At 73.7% G+C, this 25,561-nt stretch carries 1 protein-coding gene (running past one end of the window); it reads left to right on the top strand.

All coding sequences use genetic code 11. From position 1 onward, the window contains the following. Positions 1-25,561, top strand: partial view of a protein-glutamine glutaminase family protein gene (locus ACZ4U4_RS06485; protein ID WP_467869554.1) — the 3' portion only. Its footprint begins 4,508 nt before the window's first position; the window shows 25,561 of its 30,069 coding nt (coding positions 4,509-30,069); its start codon lies off the left edge, out of view; it ends in the stop codon at positions 25,559-25,561.

Below are 25,561 nucleotides of genomic sequence, written 5' to 3'. Positions count from 1 at the left end.
CACGGAGCTGCGCGGCCGGTTCGACAAGCTCACCGAACTGCCCGAATCCGGCCTGGTGAAGAGCGCCGACCGGGAGGGGCTGCACGACTCCTGGTCGGCGTCCCACCAGAAGGTCATCGACGAGCTGCCCACCCGCTTCGACCGGCGCTACCGCGACGGCGACTGGGCCCCGGCCGCCGACAAGGCCGTCGACGACGCGCTGGCCACCCCGGAGTTCCGCACCGACCCGCTGCCCGATGACCTCGTCCGCCAGGTCAAGGACCGGTACGCGCACGAGCTGGCGGCGGCGCGGAAGGCCGGGGCGGACGGCGGCGACGCGGTCGGCACCGTCCGCGACCTGCTCGACTTCGCCCGCCGGGCGGAGCGGCACGCCGACGACCTGATGAAGCGGTACGACCTCGGCGGCGCGGACCGCGCCGGGCAGAGCGCCGCCCGCGACGAGTGGCGGACCACCGCCCGCGGCCGGCTGCTGGACACCTACCGCGACGCGCGGGGCCTCCACGCCACGGGCGTCGAGGCGCGCGAGGCATCCGATCTGGTGCTGAACGGCGCCGCCCGGAAGCTGGAGGAGCAGCTGCACATCGAGCGGCAGCTGCCGGAGCTGCGGGACGAGCTGTACGAGGTGGCGTTCCGGCACGACATGGACCGCGAGCTGGTCGGCACGGCCATGCGGAGCCTGGAGAAGGATCTCCGGGCCGCGGTGGACGACGCGTTCGACACGTTCCACGCGGGCGGCAAGGCCGATCCGCACGCCGCCGGGCGCGCGGCGGGCCACGGCCGGAACGCCATGGCGGCGATGACCGGCGAGCGCGCGCTCGCCGCGCGGCTGCGGTTCCACGAGGAGCTGGAGGGCCGGCTCCACGACCTGCGGTCGCGGGCCGACGCCGAGTCGTCGTCGCTGCTGAACGACCCGGTGAGCGTCGAGCGGGTGCACGACAAGCTCGCCGCGGAGCTGGAGAAGGTCGCCGACAAGCATCTGGGCGGCGCGCGGACTGGCCGGTCGCCGCTGGCGGGCGGCGGCCGCGATCCGCGCTTCCACCAGTGGCGCGAGGAGTCCCGGACCGTTGTGGACCGCTTCGCCGCCGAGACGGGGATCGATGAGGCCCGGCAGCTCGCCACCCGGAAGGCGGGCGAGATCTTCGAGAGGAAGTTCGGCGACGAGCTGCTCCACCACGTCCCGGACCGCGGCAGGTGGTCCGGCGGCGACGAGGTGGCCGCCGCGTTCCGGCGCGACTGGGTCGCCCTGGAGGACCACTTCCGTCACCCCGGTGCCACCGATCTCAAGAACTGGCTGGACGTCGAACGGAACGGCATCGACGACTTCCAGAAGGGGCTGGATCACGCGTGGGCGCAGCGGCAGCCGCACCCCGCGCCGGACCCGAAGGGGCAGCAGCCGGCGGAGACCGCGCCCGTAGGCACCCGTGACTCCGTGCCTCCCCCCGCCGGCAGGGATGCCGCGCACGGCCCCGGCCGGGAGCTGACCGGGGAGCGCGGGACCCCGGGGCCCACCGCCCAGGATCTGACCCGTACGCCGGAGCGCACACAGGACGGCCCCTCGGCGCAGCAGCAGATCACCGAGGCCACGCCGCAGGAGCAGAACGCCGGCCGGCGCCCCGAGGAGCAGCAGGTCCGGGAACAGGCCACCCGGGAGCAGTCCGCGCAGGGCCCGGGCCGTACCCGGGAGCAGGTGCCAGCCGCTCCGGGGACCACCCACGCGTCGCCGGAGCTGCACACGGTCGGGGCGCAGGGCTCCGGGCACGCCCAGCAGCAGACGTTCGTTCAGGAACCCTCCCTGTTGCGGCAGCCGAGCCGTTTCCGGCCCGACGACCTGTCCCAGCGGTCCTGGGAGTACCACCGCTCCCACCTCGGCACCGACGCCCTGCACCGCGGTTTCGACGCGACACGGCAGGCCGCCCGCCTCCGAGGGGAGTTCGACAGCCACTTCGCCCGCGGTGTCGAAGACGGGCTGACCGAGAGCGCGGCTGCCGATGCCGCCTCGCGCACGGTGGGCCCCGCGTACCGGCAGGCCCGCGCCGACTGGGCGGAGCGGGAGGGGCTGCGGCAGGAGTTCCGCGCGGCGCTCCGGCAGGGCCCGCTCACACCCCGGTCCGGCCAGGCCCCCGGCTGGATGACGTGGGAGGACGATTTCACCCGTACCGAGCACTTCTGGGACGACCGGGCGTCGGAGTGGTACAAGGCCCAGCTCACACAGCTGGAGGGCGAGTACGTCGAGGCACACACCGCGCAGGCCGCCGACGGGCAGGCGCGGGACATCTCCCAGGAGTGGAACCGCACGGTCCGCGCCGCGGCACAGCGGCTCCGTACCCTTGCCGCGCCGATGGGGCACCTCATCGGCGAGTTCACGACGTACAGCCGCTCCTACGACTTCGTGCCGGACTCCGGCTGGAGCGCGGCGACCACCCGCTGGTTCGAGGCCGAGCGGCACCTCTACCGCGCGCAGGCGATCGAGTCCCTGGAGCGTGACCCGAGCGCGTCGGCCGAGGTCAAGCAGGCGTACGCGGAGCGGATGGCGGTGCTGCGGCGCGGCGCCGAGCTGCGGGAGAACCCGGATCTGCTCGCCGATGCACCGGCCCTCGCCACGCCCGTCCCGACGCATGCGGCGCCCGATGACTGGCGGACAACGGTCATGCACGCCGCCGAGCACCACCTCACGTCTCAATACGGGGAGTTGCTCGCCCGGGAGAGTGAGGACGCCGCGCACCGGCAGCAGGTGCGCGAGAGCGTCGAGGAGTGGGCGCGGGACGCCGGCCGGCCGCTGTCGCCGCAGGAGGCGGAGCAGCTGACCGAGGATGCCTCCCGCCTCCGCGAGGACGGTGTCACCCCGGAGGAGCTGCGGGAGTCCGCCTTGGGCCGGATGGCCGTGGACGCCGTACGCGAGACCGCCCACGCACGGGGCCGTGCCGCCTTCGACCGCGCCGTGCAGTCCTGGAGCCGGGCGCTGCTCGCCCCCGGCGCCGCGTCCCCCGCCTTCGCGCTCGACGAGGAGCTGATCGCGCGGGTCGCGGAGGAGGAGTGGGAGCTGTTCGCGCAGCGGCTCGACGTCCACGTCCGGGCGACCTTCGCCGCGCCCGCGGACGCCCGGGGCACCCGTTTGTCCGCCAACGTCCGGGCCGGGGTGCGGCAGTTGCACACGCTGCTCGCCCCGCTTCCCGAGGCACTGGACCTGCGCGCCTTCCGTATCGATGAACTCCGGCGCGCGGAGCGGGAGTTCGACGAAGCCGTCGCGGCCTTCACGGACCAGCCGTCGAAGGAGCAGCGGACCCTGCTCACGTCGTTCGGGGCACAGGGCACCGCTCTGTCCCGGGCCGGGCTCGACGCCCTGCGCGAGCGGCACCTGACCGAGGTGAACACGGCGTTCTCCCGGAATCTGCGGCCGGACACCCTCGCGGCGGCACGCGGGGAGAGCCCCGAGGCGCTGGCGCGGTGGCAGCAGGTGTACGAGGCGACGGTGGCGGAGCTGCCGGCGCAACTGGCGCGCCAGGCCGCCCGCGAGGCGGTTCTGACGCGTGCGCTCCAGGACGTCACGGACGCCGCCACGCCGCTGGCCGAGCACGCGGACGCGGAGGCGTTCCTGCGGCACTTCCCCGCCCTGGCGCCCGCGCAGGCGCTCGCCGCCGCCGTCGCGCCGGTGCAGCACGCCACCGCGAGCGCGGTGAACGCCGCGTTCGACCGGGCCGTCGCCGATGACCAGGCGCCGGCCGGCTGGGAGGCCACGTACACCGGGCTGACCAGTGCCGCTGTGCTCCACCCGCGGCTCGTGGCGGTCGCCGCCAAGGTGTCGGCGCTCGCCGGGACACAGGCGGCGTTCGCGCAGGCGCTCACGGAGTGGCGGGCCGCGAACCCTGCGCTCACGCTGTCGGACGAGGCGGCCGAACGGGCCGCGGCCGGATTCCGCGAGCGTGCGGCGGCCGACTTCGACGCGTCCTTCGCCGGGGCGCACTCCGGGCCGGCGGAGCTGACCGGCGGCCTCATCGACTGGCGGCTGCGGTGCGCGCGGCTGGCGGAAACCCTCGACGCCCACCTCCACTTCGAGGCGGAGGTCCCGGCCGCGCTGCGCGCCGCGGGCGCCGCGTTCGACGCCCTGGCCGGCCCCCACACGCTCGACGAGGCCACCCGCACCCGCCTCGGGGAGCGGTTCACCGACGACCTGATGACCGCCTACCGCCGGGTCTGGGCGCCGTACGACCTCGCGACGTCCTGGCACCACGACGACGCCGGCCCGGCGTCCGCCACGCGGACCGGCTCTCCCGCGCTGGCCGGCTTCGCGTCCGGGAAGGCGGCATTCGGTACGGCCCGGACCGCCTCGCACGAGGAGTTCCCCGCCGCGCCCGCAACGACGCAGGTCGTGACCGTCCCGCATGCGGTGCCTTCGGTGTCCGGGCTGCCGCGGCCGCTGACCCGTTCCCAGGCCGCCCTGGAGGAGCTGGCGGCGGCCGCGGGCGCGGTGCGGCGGGCCCGGGCGGAGCACACGGCGGACGAACACGCCGCGTTCGACGCACCGGTGGCGCGGGCGGAACGGCACTTCACCCGGGTGCGGGCGGAGTGGCAGGCGGCGCTGGCCGCCGAGGCGACCGCGGCACTGCCGGCGTTCCGGGTGGACGCCGACGAGGCCGCGGCGCAGCTTCGGCAGGCGTCCACGGCGCGCCAGGAGGCGGACAGCGCCCACGCGGCGGCCGACCGGGCGCACCAGCAGGCCCAGGCCGCGCTGCTGAGCGGGATGTATGTCTACGTCAAGCTGATCCTGGCCGGGCAGAGCACGCCGGCGGACCAGGCACACGCCACGGACGTGCGGCGGCGGAGGCCGGCCGACGCGGAGCTGCGACAGGCGAAGAAGCGGCTGTCGCAGGCGCGGACGGCCGTGCAGCAGGCGGCGACGCAGCTGGCGGAGGCCGGGCGGAAGGCGCAGCGGGCCCACCAGACCTGGGCCGCGGCCCAGGAGAAGTCGGCGGTGGCACAGCAACTGCTGGACGCCGCGACGCGGCGCGCCGGTCTGTCCCCCGTGGCGGCGAACGCCCCGGCCCCCCGGCAGGTGGGCGAGTGGCTGCTGCCGCTCGGCGCGGCACCGCTCGCGCAGTCCGCCACACCGGCGCTCACGGACGCGGCGCACCACCCGGTGACGGTGCTTCAGATGCCGCCCACCGTGGTGGACGGTGCGCTGGAGAGCGCCGAGGACCATGTCGTCCACGAGTTCGGCGCCGCCGGGGCGTACGCGCGGGCACAGTTGGACGTCGAGGCGAGCCTGCGGGAGTACGACGCGCTCGTCCGGTCCGACCGGCAGGCCCGGCGTGGTACGCAGCCCGCGGACCGGGCCGCCCTGGAGGCACTCGACGCGGACCTCACCAGGGCACGCGCCCGGCTCGACGCGGCCGCGACGGCCCTGCGGGACGCGTGGATGCGCCACGACCGGGCGCAGCGCGCGGCGTTCGCCCACCTCACCACGGCGAAGGGGACCCTCGCGGTCGGTGCCCCGGCACCGCAGACCGCCGCCCCGGCCCACGCCCAGGTCTCCGACGGCAGCGCCTCGCACGACACGTCGCAGCAGCAGCCCGTCCAGCCGCCCCAGGCCGTCACTCCGGCTCTGGCACAGGCCATCGCCAACCAGGAGTTCGTCGCCGCCTTCGTCGGTCACCTGACCTCGCCGGCCATCGACGTGCCCGCGCTGCTGGCGCTGGTGGCCCGCCACGCCCGGCGCACCGACGGCTTCGCCCGCGACGACATGGACCGCATGTTCCACGGAGTGACCGGCCGCACGGTCCCCGCCGCCCTCGACCTCCTCGTGCGGCGCACGCGCACGCTCACCCCGGCGGACGCCGCACGGATCCTTGAGCACCTGTACGGTCCGGCGACACCGGGCGGCCGGTGGGACATCGATCTGCGCCATGTCGCCGAAGGGATTCCGCTGCCCCAGCTGCCGCAGGTCGAGGCGTTCGCGCTGCGGCTCCACCTCCTCCTGCGCGACCGCCTCGTCCCCCAGACCCTGGACATGGTCCGGGGGCTGCGCCGGGACCTGCGCAAGATCTGGTCCGTCGAGGACGCCTTTGCGAGGCTGGACCAGGACGGGCTGCGGTACCGCCTCACCCTCGCCGCCGCGCTCGTCCCCGACCCCGATCAGTTCCTGCTGCAGACCGCCAAGGCACTCGGCGACGTCACCCGTACGGCGCCCGTCTCCGAGCGAGGCGCGCGGAACTGGTACAAGCGGTTGAGGGCGCTGAAGTACCAGCATCCGGGGTACACGGCGCCGCTTCCCCTGCCCAACCGGCACCCGGAGGACGGGTGCTTCCTCCGCGCCCACATCATCGCGATGCGGCTCCGGCAATGGGACACCGCCGTCCGCAAGATCATCGTCGCCCGTACCGACCCGGACCTGACCGTCGAGTCCGCGCACGCCGGGGGCGTCGCCGCCCGGCTCGGCACCGAATCCGTGGTCTGGCGTTACCACATCGCCGCGGCGATCCCCGTCCAGGAGGCGGGCGGCGGGGAGTCGCTGAGGGTGATGGACCCCGCTCTGGAGTCGGGGCCGCTGACCGTCACTGAGTGGCTGGGGGCGGTCGGGGTCGATCGGTGGGATCCGCAGAACCCGCCGCAGCAGTTCGACGAACCGCTCCCCGAGGTGCGGGCTCGCCTCTACGCGGACATGTGCGCGCACCCCGAGAGGTGGTCGTTCGGCGAGCGGGGCACCGTCGTCCCCGCCCCCGGCCGCACCGTCGTGGTGATCACCGATGAACACGCCTACTCCCTCAACGCCATCATGCCGCGCGTCCCGGTGCCGGACTCGCTGCGGGAAACGGACGAGCAGCACCGGAGTCGCGGTGTGGGCCTGCTCTGGGAACACACCGACAAGCACATCAAGCGCACCCGCCTGCACAAGGCCAGGCTGGGCGTGGAGCGGTGGCGCCGCGATCCCGACAACGCGCCGTCGCAGGGCTGGGCCAAGCGGACCTTGGACACCCTGATCCGGGACAACATGCTGCGCGAGACCGACCCCTTGGCGGTGGAGCTCCGCACCATGCTGCCGGCCTCGGATCCCGAGGGCCTGTTCGAGATCCCCGAAGGGCTCTCCGACCCCGCCGCCTACCTGTCCGCCGCGTTCGCGCGCTCGCTCGCCCTGGACTCGACGGCCACCCCTGGTGAGCAGACGGCTCCCGCCCCCTCCGGCACCCACGCGTCCGGTCAGGCCCCGCAGGGCTCCGCGCCGGCCTGGGATCTGCCCGCCCCGGACACCCAGAGCGCCACGCAGCCCCATCCGGTGGCGGCCGCCCCGGCCCGCACGGTCGGCGGCTGGCTGCGGAACACCGGCGCGAGCGCGCGGGAGGCGGAGCTGAGCCGCCGGTTCGGCACGCTCATCGGTGCCGGACCGGACGACGGCTATCACTTCGGCCACCTGATGCTGGACCGGATCGAGCAGGTTCTCGGCGCCCTGCCGCGCCGCGACGTGGAGGAAAACCCGCAGCTCACGGCGGTCACCGGCGACACGACCGGCACGGCCGTCAGCGCCTGGCGACCCGCCGACCGGACCCTCCGTCTCACCCGCCCGTTCCGCATGCCGTCGTGGCTGGCCACCCGGCCCGGTGCCGACGACACCGCGCTGCGGTGGGTGCGGGATCTCGTCACACCCGGCGACCACGAGAGCCTTGCCACCGCCGACCTCCTCGCTCCCAGCGGGGCGCCGCGCCAGATCTCCGGTGTGCCGCCGCGCGGCAACCTCGTCGACTGGGTACTGCGGCACGAGGTGGGCCGCTCCGTCGACGCCCGGACGCGGTGGGCGCAGGAGCACGCCCACAAGCCGGAGTTCGGCGGCTGGCGGACGTACACCGGCGGGGAGATCTCCGAGGTCGCCACGGCGTTCCTCGCTCTCGCGGGTCTCACCGCAACCACCTTCGCCCCGGCCGCCCCGGGTGCCCGGACGTTCGACGGCCTCGTCACGGAGGTGACGTCCCACCTCACGCCGGTGGCGCAGGCCGACGGGCCGGACCCGCAGCGGATCGCGCGGATCCCCGAGCAGCTCGCCGACGGCGACGCGGAGCTGTTCGGGAAGCTGACGGCCATGGTCACGCTCCTGCGGGACGCCATGGCCCAGCCGTGGACGCGGGACGGCGGCGGCGCCGGCCTGCTGGAGCACGACGGGCGCATCTACCAGACCCACCCGGAATCCGGCGCGTGGCTCAGCTACCTTGCCGACGCCCGCGCCCACGCGGTGTCCGCCTACCAGTTCGCCACGCCCGGCGCGTGGTTCGCCGAGGCGTATGCCGCCTACCACGCCCCGCAGCAGACCGTTCCGCTGCGGGAGCTGCTGCACCCGGGCGTGCGGGAGTGGTTCCGGCGCGAGGCCGAGCCGCCGGAGCTGGAGCTGGAACTCGTCGAGGACGGCGCCCGGGAGTCGGAGCTGGAGCTGACGACGTCGGACGGCGCGCAGGTCAAGGCAGCCGACATCGACAACCTCCTCATCGTCTCCCCCGGCTCCCTGCGGCCCGCCGGCCGCTCCTTCCACACCGCCGACGACATGCGGGAGCGGCTGCTCACCCACACCGATCTCGACCTCACCAAGCGGCACTTCGCGCACTTCGACCCCGAGCGGCAGGTCCGCGTCCCGGACGGGGACGGCGGGCACCTCGTCCGGCACACGGTGTCCGGGAGCGATCTCGACACCGTGCCCTGGCAGGCGGGCGACGATCTGTATCTGGCGCTGCTGCACGGGGAGAAGGGCTGGTTGACCGTTCCGGTGAACGGCAGGCCGGTCCGGATGTCGGGCACGCACTTCGGCCGGATGCTGCGGCGGCGCGACAGCGTCGTCGCGCTGAAGGAACGCGCGGGGAACAAGGCGTGGATCCTGCTGGCCGCCTGCGAGGCGGCGGCCACCGACGCGGCGGGCAACTCCATCGCGCAGCAGCTCGCGGACGCCACCGGCATGAACGTCGTCGCGCCGACCACCAAGGTGGCCGCCACCCCGCACATCAAGGAATTCAGTTTCCTCCTCTACCACGACGCCCAGGGCAACCGCGGCGCGTGGCGGACCTTCACCCCGCAGCAGGCCGCGGCCTCGGCGCCGCACGCCGCCGCTGCGGTCCCGGCCGGGGCCATGGTGCCGCCCGCCGTCATCGACGTACCGCGGCCGGCGCCGCAGTCCAACAAGGAGCTGCCGCGGGACACCGTGGAGGAGGCGCCGCGGGACACCGTTCAGGAGCCGCCGCGGACCGAGGACGCGGCGGCGCACCAGGCCGTCGCCCCGGCGGAGCCGCACCTCGCGTGGCTGGGCGGCCGGCGGGCGAACAGCGCCCTGGAGCCCCTGCGTGACGCCGGCCTGACGGCGCTTTACGACGCGCTCCACCCCACGGAGCGGTTCGGCCACGGCCACGCCGTCCCCCGGCTCATCGCCCTGCGCCGACTGGTCGACCTGGCCGCGCGGGAGGCCGGGCACGCGCCCGCCCTCCTGACGCCCGCGGTGCTCGACGGGCTCGTCCGGGAGGTCTTCCCCACCACACGGACCACACAGATCGACGACGAGAGCCGCCGGCTGCTGGTCGGCGTCGCGCAGGACGCCAAGCGGCGGGGGCAGCCCCTCACCGTGGAACGCCTCCGCGCGGTCGGGGCCCGCCACCAGGCCCCCGTCACCATCGACGTCGGCACCGTGCTGCCCCAGTCGCCGTCCGGCACCGACCGGGCGCCGGGCGCACCGGCGACCGCCGTGGTCGAGCCGCCGGCCCTCCTCGACCAGTGGCTCACGCTGCGGTACCGCCTGGCCGCCGTGCCCCGCGGGACCGTGCCTCCGGTCGCGGCCCGGCAGGTCGCCGCGCAGCTCCTGGCAGCCGGTCCGGGGGCGACCTCGCTCGTACGGTTCGGCGCCCCGCGCCCGTCGCTGCTCGCCGTCAACCTCGACGGCCGGGTGCTCTGGACCGAGTCCGGCGGCCCCCTGTGGCACACCGACGCCGCTGTGCTGCTGCCCGCCGGTCCGGTCACCGTCGACTCCGTCGACGTGGACGCCACCGGCAGGCTGCTCACGGAGCCGTCCGCCCTGCGCGCGCTGGGCGACGACGCGGACCTCTTCCCCGAACTCCCCGCCGACCTCGACGCCCTGCGCGCGCTCGACGCCGCGGCCCCCTCGTCCACCGGCACGCTGCAGGACACGCGCGGCCTCCTCCCCGCGGCGTCCGAGCCGGACACGGCCGTCATGGCGAGCGAAGAGTTCGCGGACGAGGTCTACGAGGTTTTCGAGACCTACTGGCTCTCCACCGGCCCGGCCACGGGAACGGTCGGCGCAACGGCCCAGGAGGGCGACGGCGGGACCGACGGCGGACTCCACGACGAGGCCGACGACGGGAGCGGCATCTTCGAGGAAATCGTCGAAGAGGTCATCGAGTTCTACGAGTTCCCCGCAACCGCACCGGCCTCCCGCCCGGTCGGGACGGAGCAGGTCTTCGCCGCCCCGGCGGACCAGGAGATCCGGACGTACGACGAACTGCACGTGACCTTCCCGGATGCCCCCGTGCCGCCGGTCGGCTTCGGCGTCGAGCGGGTCGCCGGGCAGTCGGCACAGTTCCCGCTCGGCCTGTTCGGCTCCGTCGTCGCCTTCGGCGACATCCGCTTCGACGGCAGCGTCCTGCCCGGCGGCCCGCCCTCCGGCGTCCTCGGTGACCTGGTCGCGTCGCTGCTGCCGGCCGCGGGCGACATCGGCGAGGCGCTCCACGGCCGCCTGACGTCCTCCGTCCGCGCCCAACTCGGCGGATATCTGGACCAGTTGGGGGCGAACAACCTGTCCCGGCGGCTCGTCGACGGGGGCCTGACGCTCATCGTGCCCGGCGGCTCCCGGCACGCCGAGCACACCGTCCGCGTCCGGCTGGCCGGCATCCACCGCCACCGCGCCACCCCCACCGCCTCGCCCTACCGGCCGTACGGCGAGAAGCTGATCGGCCCGCAGGAGGCGACCACCAACCGTTCGACGGGCAGTTCGGAGAACGCCGGCGCCTCCGTCGGGCTGAGCGCCGCCGTCAAGGTGCCGCTGGCGCCGGGCAACGTCCCGGTCACCCCCAAGGCGAGCGTCGGCCTGTCGTCGTCCCGCTCGTACGACCAGAGCCGGAGCACCAACGCGTACACCAACCCGTCCCTGGGCTACAGCGGCGAGCTGGCGCACTTCACCTTCGCCGATGTCCGGCTGGAGGTCACCACGGCGGGCCCGGGGGTGCCGGTACAGGGCCGGACCCGCTCGGAGCAGGGCGAACTCCTCGTCGCCTTCCCCACCGAGCTGGTGGAGCCGGCCACGAACCGGACCGTCACGCCGTGGCACGCCACGCTGCCCGCCGCCGCGCCCGACGCGCTGCGCCGCCGGTTCACGCAGGAGGTCCTGCGGTTCTTCTCCGTCGGGCAGCACATCGGCGGGCTCGGGCGCCTGCGCGACCAGCTGATCCACGCCTACCCGGCCGACGCCCGGCCCAGCAGCCCGCTCCACGAGTATCTGCACAACCGGCTCGGCGAACTGAGCGTGCTCAACGACCTCGCCCGCATCCTGAACGGCGGGATGACGCTGCCGCCGGTGCCGCTCCGCGGCGGCCGGACGTTGCAGGGCGGGCTGTCGGGGCAGGTGACCGGTGTCGAGCGGATCGGCGACGCGAGCGCCCTGCCGACCGTGCTCAATCTGCGCTGGCTGGAGCTGCAGGGCGCCTCCGCCTCCACCGGCGGCGGTTTCTCCTTCTCCGCCGGCGAGACCACCGGCCTGGGCACCGCCCTGCCCGCCTTCCAGTTCCCGGTGAAGCTCGACGTCGGTACGTCCGCGTCGTTCACCTCCGCGGGCGACACCGGCGGCGGACGCTGGCACAGCGCCCGCTTCAACGGCCGGAGCGTGCCGTTCCTGCTGACCGTCCGGCTGGAGGCCGGGGTGCGGCCGCTCGGCGACCACCTCGGCCGGGAGTTCCGCGAGAACGTCGCGGCCGTCGTACGGGTGCCCGAGGAGCTGGCCGACGCCTTCCAGCACGCGCTGCACAGCATCGTGGAAGACGAGAGCCGGGGCGGCCTGCCCCAGCCTCCGGTGCCGATCACGTACCCGACGCAGGCCGACTCCCCCGCGCCGGTGATCCCGGACGAGCTGACGCAGCCGACGGGCAGTTCGGGCCTGTACGGCCCGGTCGGGCTGTCCGGCCTGACGCGGCACGGGCACCACACGGACGTCCGGGAGCAGCTGCGCGAGCAGTTCCTGCACGAGCGGCGGTCCACCGGTGCGCCGGAGTGGACGGCGGCGGAGCTGGTGGCCCTGGAGACATTCCTGGACACCCATTTCCACACCCAGTCGCTGAGCGCCCGCTTCACGGAGCTGTTCGGCGACCGGGACCCGTCCGCCGCCCTCGATGAGCAGGGGCTGCGCCGTACCTTCGTCCGGCCGCTGGCCGACGGGGAGACCGAGACGGTCCACTTCCAGGTGCGTGCCGAGCGGGTGCCCGCCGGGCCCGGGGAGGGCATCGCACCGCTGTCCGCGGTCCATCTGGCAGCGGCCGGGTTCGACCTGTGGCCGAGCGCCATGCGGGACTTCGCCAACTCCCAGTCGCACAGCACCAAGCTGGCACTGAGCGTGGGCGTGGCGACCGGCTGGGGCCCCCACGCCGGCCACGGGAGCGATGTCCAGCTGTTCTCCCGCAGCCACACCGCCAAGCAGGGCCTGACGTCCTACGCCTATCTGCTGTCCGGCCTCAACTACGCGGGTCCCGCACACCAGTTGACGTACCGGGTGCGGCTGCTCACGTCCGTGACCGTACGGAAGGTTCCGGCGCCCGGCCTGACCGGGGCGGTGCACCGTCTGGTGCGCGCGCTGCGCCCCTCGGACTCCGGCGGCACGGCACGGACCGGGCAGTCGCCCGCCCGGCCGCGGGTGATCGAGGCCGAGGCGCGCTGGCTGATCCCGGTGGCCGCACCGGTCCCGGCCGCACCGGTCACCGCGCCGGCGCCCGGACCGGTCACCCTCACCCAGCACGACCGGGTACTCGGGGTGTCCGGCACCGCCGCGCTGCGCCGGCGCGCCCTGGAGCTGCTGACGGCGCACGGCGTCCCGGCCCACCAGGCGCGGGTCCATCTGGAGACGGCGCTCACCCACGACCAGTTGGTGGCGGCGCTGCACACCGGCGCCGGTTCGGCGGCCACCCAGGTGGTCCTGGACGGGGTGCTGACCAACCGCCGGGTCCGGCTGCTCTTCCGCGCGGAGATCACCGATGTGGTGGACGCCGGTGAGCCGGTCACGCTGTCGACCATGGATCTCGCGGAGTACTCCGCGGGCTTCTCCGACGTCCGCAGCGTCACCACCAACCACCTCAACCACGCCCACTCCGCCACCTTCACCGGCGGCTCGGGGGACACGACGGGCGGGCTGGGGTACGAGCGGTCCTCCTCCCCGAGCAAGGGCCGCAGCCTCGCGGAGATCACCAACGTCTGCCCGGGCAGCTTCGTGGCGCGCGGCGCGCTGCCGCACCGCCCCCGCACGGGGCGGGTGGTGTGGCATCTGACGGTGCAGTCCAAGAACGTCAACCAGCTCCGCGACTGGTCGCCGGAGGTCGAGACGGACCAGGTGGAGATCCCGCAGGGCATCACCTTCCTCACCCCGCAGTGGCCGGCCGTCGACCCCGCCGAGGAGCGGACGGTCCCCGACTCGCTGCCGGTCACCGCACTGCCGCCGGCGTCGGTCAGCGAACGCTTCCTGCCGTCCGCCGACGCGAGCGACCTGGCGGAGGCGGCGGAGCACGGGGACGACCTGGAGAGCCCCGCCACCCTCACCCAGAAGGTGATGACGGAGGTCGGGGCGCTCCTCACCACCCACGCCAAGGCCGCCCTGGATTCCCAGTGGTCGCCGCAGACGCCTGGCACGGCGCTGGCCGGCACCCTGGACACGGTCCTCACCCCGCGCACCCTGCACGCGATGGCCGACGCCATGACCGGCGCCGGGATGGTGCTGCACACCACCGTGCCCGGAACCGGCCACACCACCCATCTGCAACTGGTGTTCCGCCTCCACCGCGACCCCGAAGGACGCGGCGCGCGCTTCACCCACCGGCTCACACCCGGCACCGTCAGCCGCTACACCCAGTGGAACACCCGCCAGGAACTCGGCAGGAGCCGCGGCACGGCGACGGGCCACGCGCTCACCCCGATGTTCTCGGGCGGCTCGGCGTCGCTGAGCCACTCGACGAGTACGTCGCAGAGCCTCAGCACGAGCGTGCTGACCCGCCGTCATGACGGGTACACCGTCTCCGGCACCCTGGCCACCTTCCGGCTGGACGGGGTGCTGGAGATCAGCCTCCGCCGGTCGGTGGTGCCGTCCCGCGGCGTCAACACCCTCAGCCTCGATCTGGCCCGCCAAGCCGCCCGCGCCTTCCAGGCGATGAGCGGGCCCACCGTGCACACGGGGCGGGTCACGCTGCGCGAGGAGATCACCGTCCCGCTGGCGCAGTTGCCGGACCACCTGCCCACCACGCGGCGACCGCGGCCCGTCGTCACCCAGCTGATCGCCCCGAGTCCGGACACCGATCTCGCGCGCGCCGACCGGTTCGCGATCGCCGCGTCCGAGCTGTCCCAGAAGTCCGTGAGCGTGGTCTTCCACCCCGACGCGGTACGGCAGTTGTTCGATCAGGTGACGGCGGCGCTGCGAAACCACGGCTCGGGCCTCGGTGATCTGGTCCGCGACGGGCAGTTCTCGCAGGACGGTCTGCACCGGTACTTCGACCCGCACGTCCTCACCCGCCATGTGCTGCTCCACGGCCTCACCGGCACCCCGGCCGCCGTCGGCCCGGCGCTGCGCAGCCTGGGCGGCCCGTTCACCGACACCACCGGTGTGCTCGACATCGCCGTGCTGCCCGCCGCGCAGGGCGCGTCCCTCGGCTGGCGTCCGGGGACGTCCGAGCGCAGCGACTACGGCTCCCAGAACAACGGGATGTCGTTCGGTACGAGCCTGGGCCAGGGTCTCTCGGCCGGCTGGGGCCAGGCCGTCCCGCTGGGCGAGGGCGAGCAGGCGCCGGTCGCCACGGTGAGCGGCCCGATGTCGTTCAACCGCTCCGCCGGCCTGTCCGTCACCAGCTCCGGCTGGGCGATGAGCCGCGTCGACGGCACCGCGCAGACCACTCTCTGGCACACCCATGACTTCGCGGACGCCTACGTCAAGGTGGTGCTCCACGGCGCCAACGAGCGCGGCGCCCTCCGCTACGGCGGCGAAAGCCTCGGCCTCGTCTTCCGGGTGTCGGACCTGCTGGCCCTGCGGTACTCACCGGAGGCCACCCTGCTGGGTCTCGGCGACGCGCCGCGCACCGCCATCCACACGCCGTCCGGCCGTTTCGTCCCGCCACGGCACGCCGCGGACCGGCAGGACCCCCTCCTTCTGGACCTGGTCCGGGCCCAGCAACTTCCGGCCACCCCCGGCGCCCTGCTGTGGCGCGTCCAAGCGGTCGACGACACCACCGTCCTCGCGTACGGCGAGCCCCTGACGCGCCAGGCGTTCGAGGAGGCGTACGTCCACGACGAGCTGGCCGCGGACCCGGCCACGGCGGCGTACACCGTGACGTGGCAGGAGAGCGGTACGGACGACGGTTACGTCCACGTCACCGCGCAGGCGCCCGCGCTCGCCGTGGCGGACGTCGACGCCGACGCCGAGGAACCGGACACGTCGCTGCAGACCGTCTCCCTCCCGGTGGACGCCACGCAGCCGGTGCGGAACCTCGCCGGCGCGCTGGCGCTGCCGGCGGACGCGTTGCCGGACCTCGTGGCGCTCACCGAGCGGCTGGAAGGTGTGCCGGACGCGCTGCTGAGCCTGGGAGTGACCGGCCGGGCCGCCGCCGAACTGGTGCGACTCGCCCATGAGTGGGGCACCCTCTCACTGGCGCTGACCGAAGTCGCGGAGGAGTTCGGCACCACTCCGCAGCAGCTGATGGCGTCCGGCGCCCAGGGGCGGGCCGGGCTCGCGTCCCGGATCCTGCGCTGGCCCCCGATCATCGGCACCGACGCCGAGGCCAACCGTCGCCGGGCCGGCCTGGACCACGCGATCAGGCGCGTGACGAGAACGCTGTTCCTGGGCGGGCCCGCAGCGGCCCGCGCGGCCGCGGAAGCCGTCTCCCAGGCACAGCGTGCGGACGACCTCGCCGCCCTCCCCCTGCGGGTGCAGGACCGGCTCACCGAAGAGCAGCGCCACGCGTTCCTCGCCGGTGAGCCGGTGACGCTCACCGAAGAGCAGCGGACCGGTCTGCCCCGGAGCACCCCGGACACCCTCAGGTCCTGGATCGGCACGGAGGAGCGGCGCAGGCGGCGTCTCGTGGGCGGCACGCCCCGCGACTTGGACGACATCTTCGCCTCGTTGCGTACCTCCCTCCAGGCCGGCGGTTCCGGTTCGAGCAGCTCCGATACATCCGATACAGACGTCCCCGAGCATCTCTTCGCCTCCTGGGGGAACTCTGCCTCCGCCCAGGTACCGGCGGAGGACCCCGCCCGGGAACCGGTGAACAACGGCCCGGCAGCGGCGCAGGAAGCGGCGGACGTCACGTCGCAGGCGCAGCGTGCGGACGACCTCGCCGCCCTTCCCCGGCAGACCGACGAGCAGCGCACCGCTCCGCCCCGGAGCGCACTGCGCCGCGTCGTGTCCTGGACCGGCGGCACGGAAGACCGGCACAGCAGCCGGACCGACGACGAGGGCTCGGAGACCGACGCGACGTCGATGGCCGCGGCCGCCCTGATCGAAGAACACGGCGACGCTCTCGCGGGCTTCACCACCGAGCAGATCCTGCTCCTCGGCCCCCTGCCCGACCTCCTCGGCATCGTGATGGACGACCTCATCACCCTGGTCCTGGCCATGCAGGAAATCCCGCATCCGGCAGCCCTCCATGAATCGCTCGGCATCCTCGGACTGACCGACACGCCCCACGCCCTCTATCAGGTGCTCAGGCAGCGCCCCCTCCAACTGGGCACACTCCACTCCCTCGCCGCACCACACGTCCTGCGGGACCTGTTCGCCCCCCTGGTCGGCCGCGAGGTCGAGGAGGGCGGCCCGGAGGTGCTGCAGGTCTCCGCCGGGCTCGACGAACTGCTGCAGGACGCCGCCCTGCGAGACGCGGTGCCGGGCGCCCACTGGTCGGTACAGCCCGGACTGCTCGACGACGAACACGCCGCCCTCGCGCACTTCCTCCACACCTTCGGCCTCCCGGACACCGAGGAGAACCGGCGACTGCTCCAGGACTTCGCCACCCTCGCCAGGGCCTACGGACCACAGGACCGGGCCTGGCTGCTGCGGGCCCTGTCCGATCCCACGTTCACCGGCCCCGGCAACGCCGCCGAACGGCGGTGGACCGGACGGTGGCTCTCACCGATGCACGTGTTCTTCCTGATGGCGGAGTACCCGTTCGACGAGATGCGCTACGAGGACTTCGTCGACTTCCAGGAGCGGATCGGCTCCGCCGCTGCCGACATGGAGGCAGACGTCCGGCAGCAGTTGGCGCCGCCCCCCGGCGAGCATGCGCTCATGACGGCGCTGACGGGGTGGGTCGCCCACCAGGCAGGCCGCATCGGCGACACCGGAGGCGACCGGAGCGCCGCGGAGTACCGGCGTCTCGTCGGCAACGGCATCACGCTCACAGCCATCGCCGACCACGTCCACGGGACCGACGCGGACAGCGACCTGATCCACGCCCTCTACGAGTACAGCGCAACCGTCGAACGCCCCCTGGTGGACGACGTCCGCGCACTCGCCGAAGAGCTGCACGTCGGCCCGGCCCCGGCCGTCACCCTCCTGCGCGTCGCCGACGTCCTCGGCCTGCAGGAAGGACAGCACCACCTGCTCCACGTACTCACGGGCCACCTCCAAGGCCGCGCGGACCGAGGCGACGCCCTCCTCCACTGGACGGATGAGGAATTCGAACCGCTGCTGGAGGAGTACGGCTTCGATGTCGATGACCTGTTCGACGCCGAAGGACCGAGCGAGCGCGGCAGGGCCGAAGCCGCCCACGTCATCTCGCTGTTCACCGCGCTCCGCACATGGGACGCCGGTATCGAGGAACTCCCGGCACTCATCGAGTACCTGACGGCACAGGACCCCCAGGCACCGGAGCTGGCGGGCAGCTTCGACGAAGCGACACCCGAGCGGTGCCGCGTGCTGTGGCAGTACGCCGTCGCGCACCGCGATGCCCTCCTCCCGACCGTCGCCGCATGGCGCGCGCAGCAACTGGGACTGCCCCAGGACCGGTTCGACCTCCTCAACGACCCCGCCCGCCACCCCTGGTTCCATGCCCGGGAACTGGTGGACCTCGGCCACCACCTCGACCTGCCCGAAGAGGCCCGGCCCCTCCTGGCGGACCTCGCCGAGCAGCTCGGTGCCGTACCGCACGCCCTGCGCGACCTGCGCCTGACCGGCGCGGACGCAGCGCACCTCATCACCACGACCCAGGCTCTGGGCGTCGTTCCGCTGGCACTGGCCGAGGTCGCCGCGGCCTCCCGCACCACCCCGCAGGTACTGGTGACCCTCAACGGCCAGGGACGGACCTGGCTCGCGTCCCAGTTCCTGCGGTGGCCCCCGGTCTTCGGCCCCGGCGACGATCCCGAGGCCCGCCGTCGCCGGAGGGCCCTGGGCAACGCGATCACGCAGGTGACGAGGACGCTGTTCCAGGAAGGACCCGCAGCAGCACAGGCAGCGGCGGACGCCGTCTCACAAGCACAGCGCGCAAACGACCTCACCGCCCTCCCCCGGCGGGTACAGGACCTGCTCACCGAACGGCAGCGCGCCACGTTCCTGACCGGCCAGGAAGTGGAGCTCACCGCCGAGCAGGGCACCGCGTTCCTCGCCGACGAACCTGTCGTCCTCACCGCCCAACAGCGCACCGCGCTCCTGGCCGACGATCCCGTGGCACTCACCGCCGAACAGCACACCGCGCTCCTCACCGGCGCCCCCCTCACCCTCACCGAAGAACAGCGCACCGCCTTCCTCGACGGCGAACCCGCAACGCTCACCGCCGAACAGCGCACCGCCTTCCTCGCCGACGGACCCGTGAGGCTGCGAGCCGGCACACCCCGGCAGGCGCCAAGCACCACCGCGTCCTGGATCGGCACGGACGACCAGCGCAGGCGCCGCCGCATGGACTACTCCGAACCCCTCGGTGAAGTCGACGTCGAGGGCCTGATGATCGACACCGCACCGTCCGCCGCTCTCGGTGCCCGCCCACCGGCCTACGCCGACGTCATCGATCCGCCCGGATACAGCGAAGAACCGCCTCCGGCGCAGGATGGCCTCGACCTGGGTCCCCTCCAGCAGATGCTGGACATCCAGCATGTCCTGGACATCCCGATGGAAGACCTCACCGCCCTGGTCCACGCCACAGGCGAAGTCCCGGAGCCCGAAACCCTCCGGGCCTCACTCGACGCCCTCGGCCTGAGCAACCACCCCCGCGCCCTCCACCACGTACTCAGGCAGCGCCCCCTCCGACTGGACACACTCCACTCGCTCGCCGAACCCCACGTGCTGCGGCAGCTGTTCGCGCCACTGGCCCGCCCGCAGATCCCGGAGTCCGGCCCGGAGGTGCAACAAGTCGTCGAGGCCCTCGACGATCTGGCCCGACGCCCCGCCCTGCAAGGAGCGGTGCTGGGCGCCCACTGGTCGGTACAGCCCGGACTGCTCGACGACGAACACGCCGCCCTCGCGCACTTCCTCCACACCTTCGGCCTCCCGGTCACCGAGGAGAACCGGCGGCTGCTCCAGGACTTCGCCACCCTCGCCAGGGCCTACGGAACACAGGACCGGGCCTGGCTGCTGCGGGCCCTGTCCGACCCCGCGTTCACCGGCCCCGGCAACGCCGCCGAACGGCGGTGGACCGGACGGTGGCTCTCGCCGATGCACGTGTTCTTCCTGATGGCCCGGCATCCGTTCGACGAGATGCGGAACGAAGACTTCGCCCACTTCCTCGACCGGATCGACGATGCCGCGGCCAACCGCTCGCTCATCATGGGCGTCGACATCCAGCACGAGTACATGCTGGCCCCCGGCGGACACGCGCTCATGGCGGCGATGGAACGCCACGTCGCCCACCACGTACTCCGCTTCGGCACCGTCGCGCAGTACCGGCGTCTCGCCGACAACGACATCACACTCACGGCCATCGCCGACTACCTCCACGAGGCTGCCGGCGCGGACAGCGACCTGATCCACGCCCTCTACGAGGACAGCGCGACCGCCGCACGCCCCGTGGTGCACGACGTCCGCGCACTCACCGAAGAACTGCACGTCGCTCCGGTACTGGCCGTCACCCTCCTGCGCGTCGCCGACGCCCTCGGCCTGCCGGACGGACAGCACCATCTGCTCGGCGTGTTCACGGGCTACCTCCAGGGCCGCGCAGAGGAGGGCGACACCCTCCTCCGCTGGGCCCATGGGGACCTCGGAGCGCTGCTGGCACAGCACGGCATCGGCGTCCTGAACCCGGTCCTGCCCGGCAGCGAGGAAGCCTCCTCCGTGATCTCGCTGCTCACCACACTCCACACATGGGGCGTGGGAATCGAGGAGCTTCCCACTCTCGCGGAATACGTGGCACCGCCGGGGAGGCGGACGCCCCGCTACGGCCAATGGACGCATCAGCAGCGTCGCGCGCTGTGGGAGTACGCCGTCGCGCACCGTGACGCCCTCGTCCCAGCCCTTGCCACCTGGCGCGCCCGGCAACTGGGACTGAGCCGGCAGCGGTTCACCGAGTTCGATGACGCGCGCCGGCACCCGTGGTTCCACGCCCGGGAGCTGGTGGGCCTCGCCCACGACCTCGCGCTGCCCCCGGAGTCGGTGCCCCGCCTGGTGGAACTGGCCGAACAGCTCGGCGCCGTGCCCCGCGCCCTGCGTGCCCTGGGCCTGACCGGCCCGGCGGCAGCACGCTCGGTGGACATGGCCCGGGCACTGGGCGACGTCCCCTACGCACTGGCCGAGGTCGCCACGGCCCACCGGGTCACCCCGCAGGAACTCCTGGCGGGCGGCACTCAGGAACGGCTCCGGCTCGCTTCCGGCATCCTGCGGTGGCCCCCGACCATCGGCACCCACGAGGAGGCCCGCCGTCGCCGGGTGGCGCTGGGCAACGCGGTCAGGCAGGTGGAGAGGGCACTGTTCCGCAACGGCCCGGCAGCAGCGCAGGCAGCCGCGACGGCCGTGTCGCAGACACAGCGTGCGGACGACCTCGCGGCCCTCCCCGAGCAGGTCCGGGACCTGCTCACCGACGAACAGCGCACCGCCTTCCTCGCCGGCGAGCGGGTGGAACTGTCCCCGGCCCAGCGCGCCGGACTCCCCCCGCACGCACCGGACACCGTCGCGTCCTGGATCGGCACGGAGGACCAGCGCAGGCGGCGCCTCGTGGGCGGCACGCCCAGCAGCCGACGCGACAACTCCGCCCCGGAGGAGGCGACCAACCGGACCGGCGGCTCCAGCTCCGGCTCCGGCTCCGGCAGCCGCAGCACCGCCGCACCGCACCACCAGAACTCCGGGGAGGGCTCTGCCTCCGCCCAGGCACCGGAGGAGAACTCCGCCCAGGAACTGCGGCGGGAGCTGGGGCTGACCCGAGAAAGCTTCGACGCACTCCACGACACCTCCCGCCACCCCTGGTTCGACGCCCGGCAACTGGTGGACCTCGCCCACGACCTCGATCTCCCCGCGGAGGCACGACCCGACCTCGTCGACCTCGCCGAACAGCTCCGCACCGTGCCCCGCGACCTGCTCGCCCTCGGCCTGACCGGCCAGGACGCAGCACACCTCGTGGCCCTGGCCCAGGCCATAGGTGAAATGCCCTACGCACTGGCCGAGGTCGCCGCCGCCTGCGGCGTCACCCCGCAGGCCCTGCTGGCGTCCGGCGCACAGGCACGGCCCTGGCTGGGGGCCCAGTTCCTGCGGTGGCCCTCGGTCCTCGGCCCCTACAACGACGACGAGACCAACCGCCGCCGGGCAGCGCTGAGCAACGCGGCCGACCACGTCACGAGGGCACTGTTCCGCAACGGCCTGGCAGCAGCTCGCCAGGCGGCAGCGGCCGCGTCGGACCACCAGCGTGCCCAGGACCTCGCCGCCCTGCCCCGGCAGGTGCGGGACCGGCTCACCGACGGACAGCGCACCGCATTCCTCGCGGGCGAGCCGGTGACGCTCACCGAAGAACAGCACACCGCGTTCCTCGCCGGCACACCCGTGACGCTGCGGCCCGGCTTGTCCGCGACGGCGCCGGGCACCATCGGGTCCTGGATCGGCACGGAAGCCCGGCGCATGCAGCGCCACATGGACTTCCGCAGGTCCCTCAGCGAGATCGATGCCGAAGGCACGGTGATCAACCCGGTGCCGGAGGCCGGCACCGGTGCGCGCCCGCCGTCCTACACCGACCTCGTCGAACTGCCCGCATACAGCGTCAATCCCCCTCCGGCACGGGGAGGCCTCGCGCCGTTGCCCGTGTCCGGCGTGGTCGCGTCCGCCCTGCGTCAGGAACACGGCAGCGTACTCACGGGCTTCACCACCGAACAGGTGCTGCGTCTGGGCACCCTGCACCACATGCTCGACATCTCGATGGCCGAGTTCGCCGCCCTGGCCCGGGCAACGGGTGAGGTCCCGGATCCGGAGGCCCTCCAGGAGTCGCTCGACGCCCTCGGACTGAGCGACACCCCCCACGCCCTCCACCAGGTGCTCAGGCACCGCCCCCTGCGGCTGGACACACTCCACTCGCTCGCCGCACCCGATGTTCTGCGGGAGCTGTTCGCCCCGCTGGCCCGCGGGCAGTTCCAGGAGTCCGGCCCGGAGGTACAGCGGATCGTCGCAGCGCTCGACGGACTCGCCCAGGCCCCGGTCCGGCAGGGAACCCTCCCCGGCACCCACTGGTCGGTACAGCCAGGACTGCTGGACGACGAGCAGGCCGCCATCGAGCACTTCTGCCGCGTCTTCGGCCTCCCGGACCCCGCGGAGTACTGGCAGATCCTCCGGGATTTCGCCGCCTTGGCGCGGGCCTACGACCCGCAGGACCGTGCCTGGCTGTTCCGGACCCTGTCCGACCCCGCGTTCACCGGCCCCGGCAACGCCGCCGAACGGCAATGGGCCGGACGGTGGCTCTCGCCGCTGCACCTGTTCCACCTGATGGCCGGGCACCCGTTCGACGCGATGCGCCACGAGGACTTCCCCGCCTTCCTCGAACGCATCGACGACTCCGCCGCCGTCAGGGCGATCGTCATGCAGGTCGACATCCGGCAGGAACTCCCGCTGCCCCCTGGCGGGGAGGAGCTGATGGCGGCTGTGGAGGAGGAGGTCGCCTCCCAGGCAGGCCGCGTCGGCAACGCCGGGGGCAACCGGAGCGCCGAGCAGTACCGGGAGCTCCTCGACGCCGACGTCACCTTCGCGGCCATCGCCGACTACGTCCACGAGGCCGGCGCGCACAGCGACCTGATGCATGTCCTCTACGAGTACAGTGCGGACATCGAACGGCCCGTGGTGGACGAGGTCCGCGCACTCGCCGAAGAACTGCACGTCGATCCGGCCGTGGCGTTCAACCTCCGGTACCTCACCGACACCCTCGGCCTGGCGGACGAACAGCACCCTCTGCTCACCGCGTTCAAGGACTACCTCCAAAACCTCGCGGAGCAGGGCGACACCCTCCTCGACTGGCGGGATGAGGAATTCGAACCGCTGCTGGAGGAGCTGGGGTTCGATGTCCTGGACGTGACCGAGCGCGGCGGAAACGAGGCACCCCGCGTCATCGAGCTGCTCACCGCGCTCCATACCTGGGACGCCGGTTTCGACGAACTCGCGTCACTCGTCCAACACCTGGCGGTGCACGACCCGCAGGCGCCCCTGCTGCCGGAGAACGGCTACGAGAACACCGCACCCTGGCGACTCCGCGAGCTGTGGGAGTACGCCGTCGCACACCACGACGGCGTGCTCCCGGCCGTCGCCGCCTGGCGCGCCCAGGATCTGGGGCTGGCCCCGGAACGGTTCCACGCACTCGACGACGCGGCCCGCCACCCCTGGTTCCACGCCCGGGACCTGGTGAACCTCTCCCACGTCCTCGACCTGCCGCACGAGTCGCGGCCCCGCCTGGTGCAACTGGCCGAACAGCTCCGCACCGTGCCCCGCACTCTGCTCGCCCTGAACCTCGTGGGCGAAGACGCAGCACACCTCGTACGACTGGCGCAGGAACTGGGGGCCGTTCCCCTGGCTCTGGCACAGGTCGCGGAGGCTTACGACCTCACCCCGCAGGAGCTGGTGGCGTACGGCGACCAGGAGCGGGCCGGGCTCGCGTCCGGGATTCTGCGGTGGCCCCCGGTCATCGGCACCGACGCCGAGGCGGACCGACGCCGGGCGGGCCTGGCCGACGCGATCGCGCGGGTGACGAGGGCCCTGTTCGTGGAAGGCCCCGCAGCGGCACATGCCGTGGCGGAAACCGCGTCCCGGGCGCAGCGTGCGGACGACCTCGCCGCCCTCCCCCAGCAGGTGCAGGACCTGCTCACCGAGGAGCAGCGCACCGCATTCCTCGCCGGCGAACCGCTGGCGCTGGTCGACGGTCTGCCCGAGGGCACGCCGGACACCGTCGCCTCCTGGATCGGCACGGAGGACCGGCGCAAGCGGCGCCGCGTGGGTGGCGCGCCCCGGCGCGACCGCTCCGCCCCGGAGAACTCGGCCCACCAGACCGGCGGCTCGGGCTCCGGCAGCCGCAGCACCGCCGCACCGCACCCCGTCAGCTCCTGGACCGATGAGGGGGTGAACAGCGGCGACGAGGACACCTCGCTCCAGGTCACGATCACCGTGCCGGGGCCGGAGCAGTTCGTGGTGCCGCCGGTGGAGGAGTTCCAGCAGCTCCTGCCGCACCACGCCCCGGCGTCACCGCCACGGACGCTCGCACCGCCTGCCACACAGGCCACCACGCCGCAGGCGACAGCACCGGCACCGCAGACCCTGTCGGCTCCGGTGCCGCAGGACCAGGAGCCCGCGGCGGAGCAGGCGCCGGGCCGCCCGGCACCGGCACCGCTGCCGCTCGCCAACCTGGACGCCACCCCGGCGCACCCACCCGGTGCCGCCCAGGACACCGCCCCGGCCGTCCCTGCTCTCCTGGTACCGCTCGTCGTCAACCAGGATCGGGTCCTCGGACGGGTCGAGGTCACCGAATGGGCCGGCTCCGACGCATCGGCGCATACCGGCTCGGCGCTCGGCCACATCCGCTACCGGCTCGGCACCTTGGACGCCGAGGCGCTGACGGCGGAGAGCCCCGTGGCGCCGCTGCTCGCGACGGGCGGCCGGGGCGACGGGCAGCCACCGCGTGTCCTGCATCTGCGCGGGGCGATGTTCTGGGACGACGCCAACGCCCCGGACATCGTCATGGCGCTGCTGCGCCGGGCCGCCGGGCTCGCCGCGCCCAGCGATTTCGACCCCGGTGCGGACCTGGTACTCGTCGAGACCGACGGGGCGGTGCTGACCCCCGGGATGCTCACGGAGTACGGCTTCGCGCGCCTGGGCGACAGCGTGCTGTGGCACCGCACCGGCACCGGGTTGGTGGCCAGGATGCAGGGCATTTCCCTCCCTGCGAACCTGGTCGTCAGGATCTGCGAGGGGGAGCAGTAG

Source organism: Streptomyces sp. NPDC029159 (assembly GCF_055564055.1).
The sequence above is the reverse complement of the archived record's forward strand: the minus strand, read 5'-3'. Positions and strand labels throughout refer to the sequence as shown.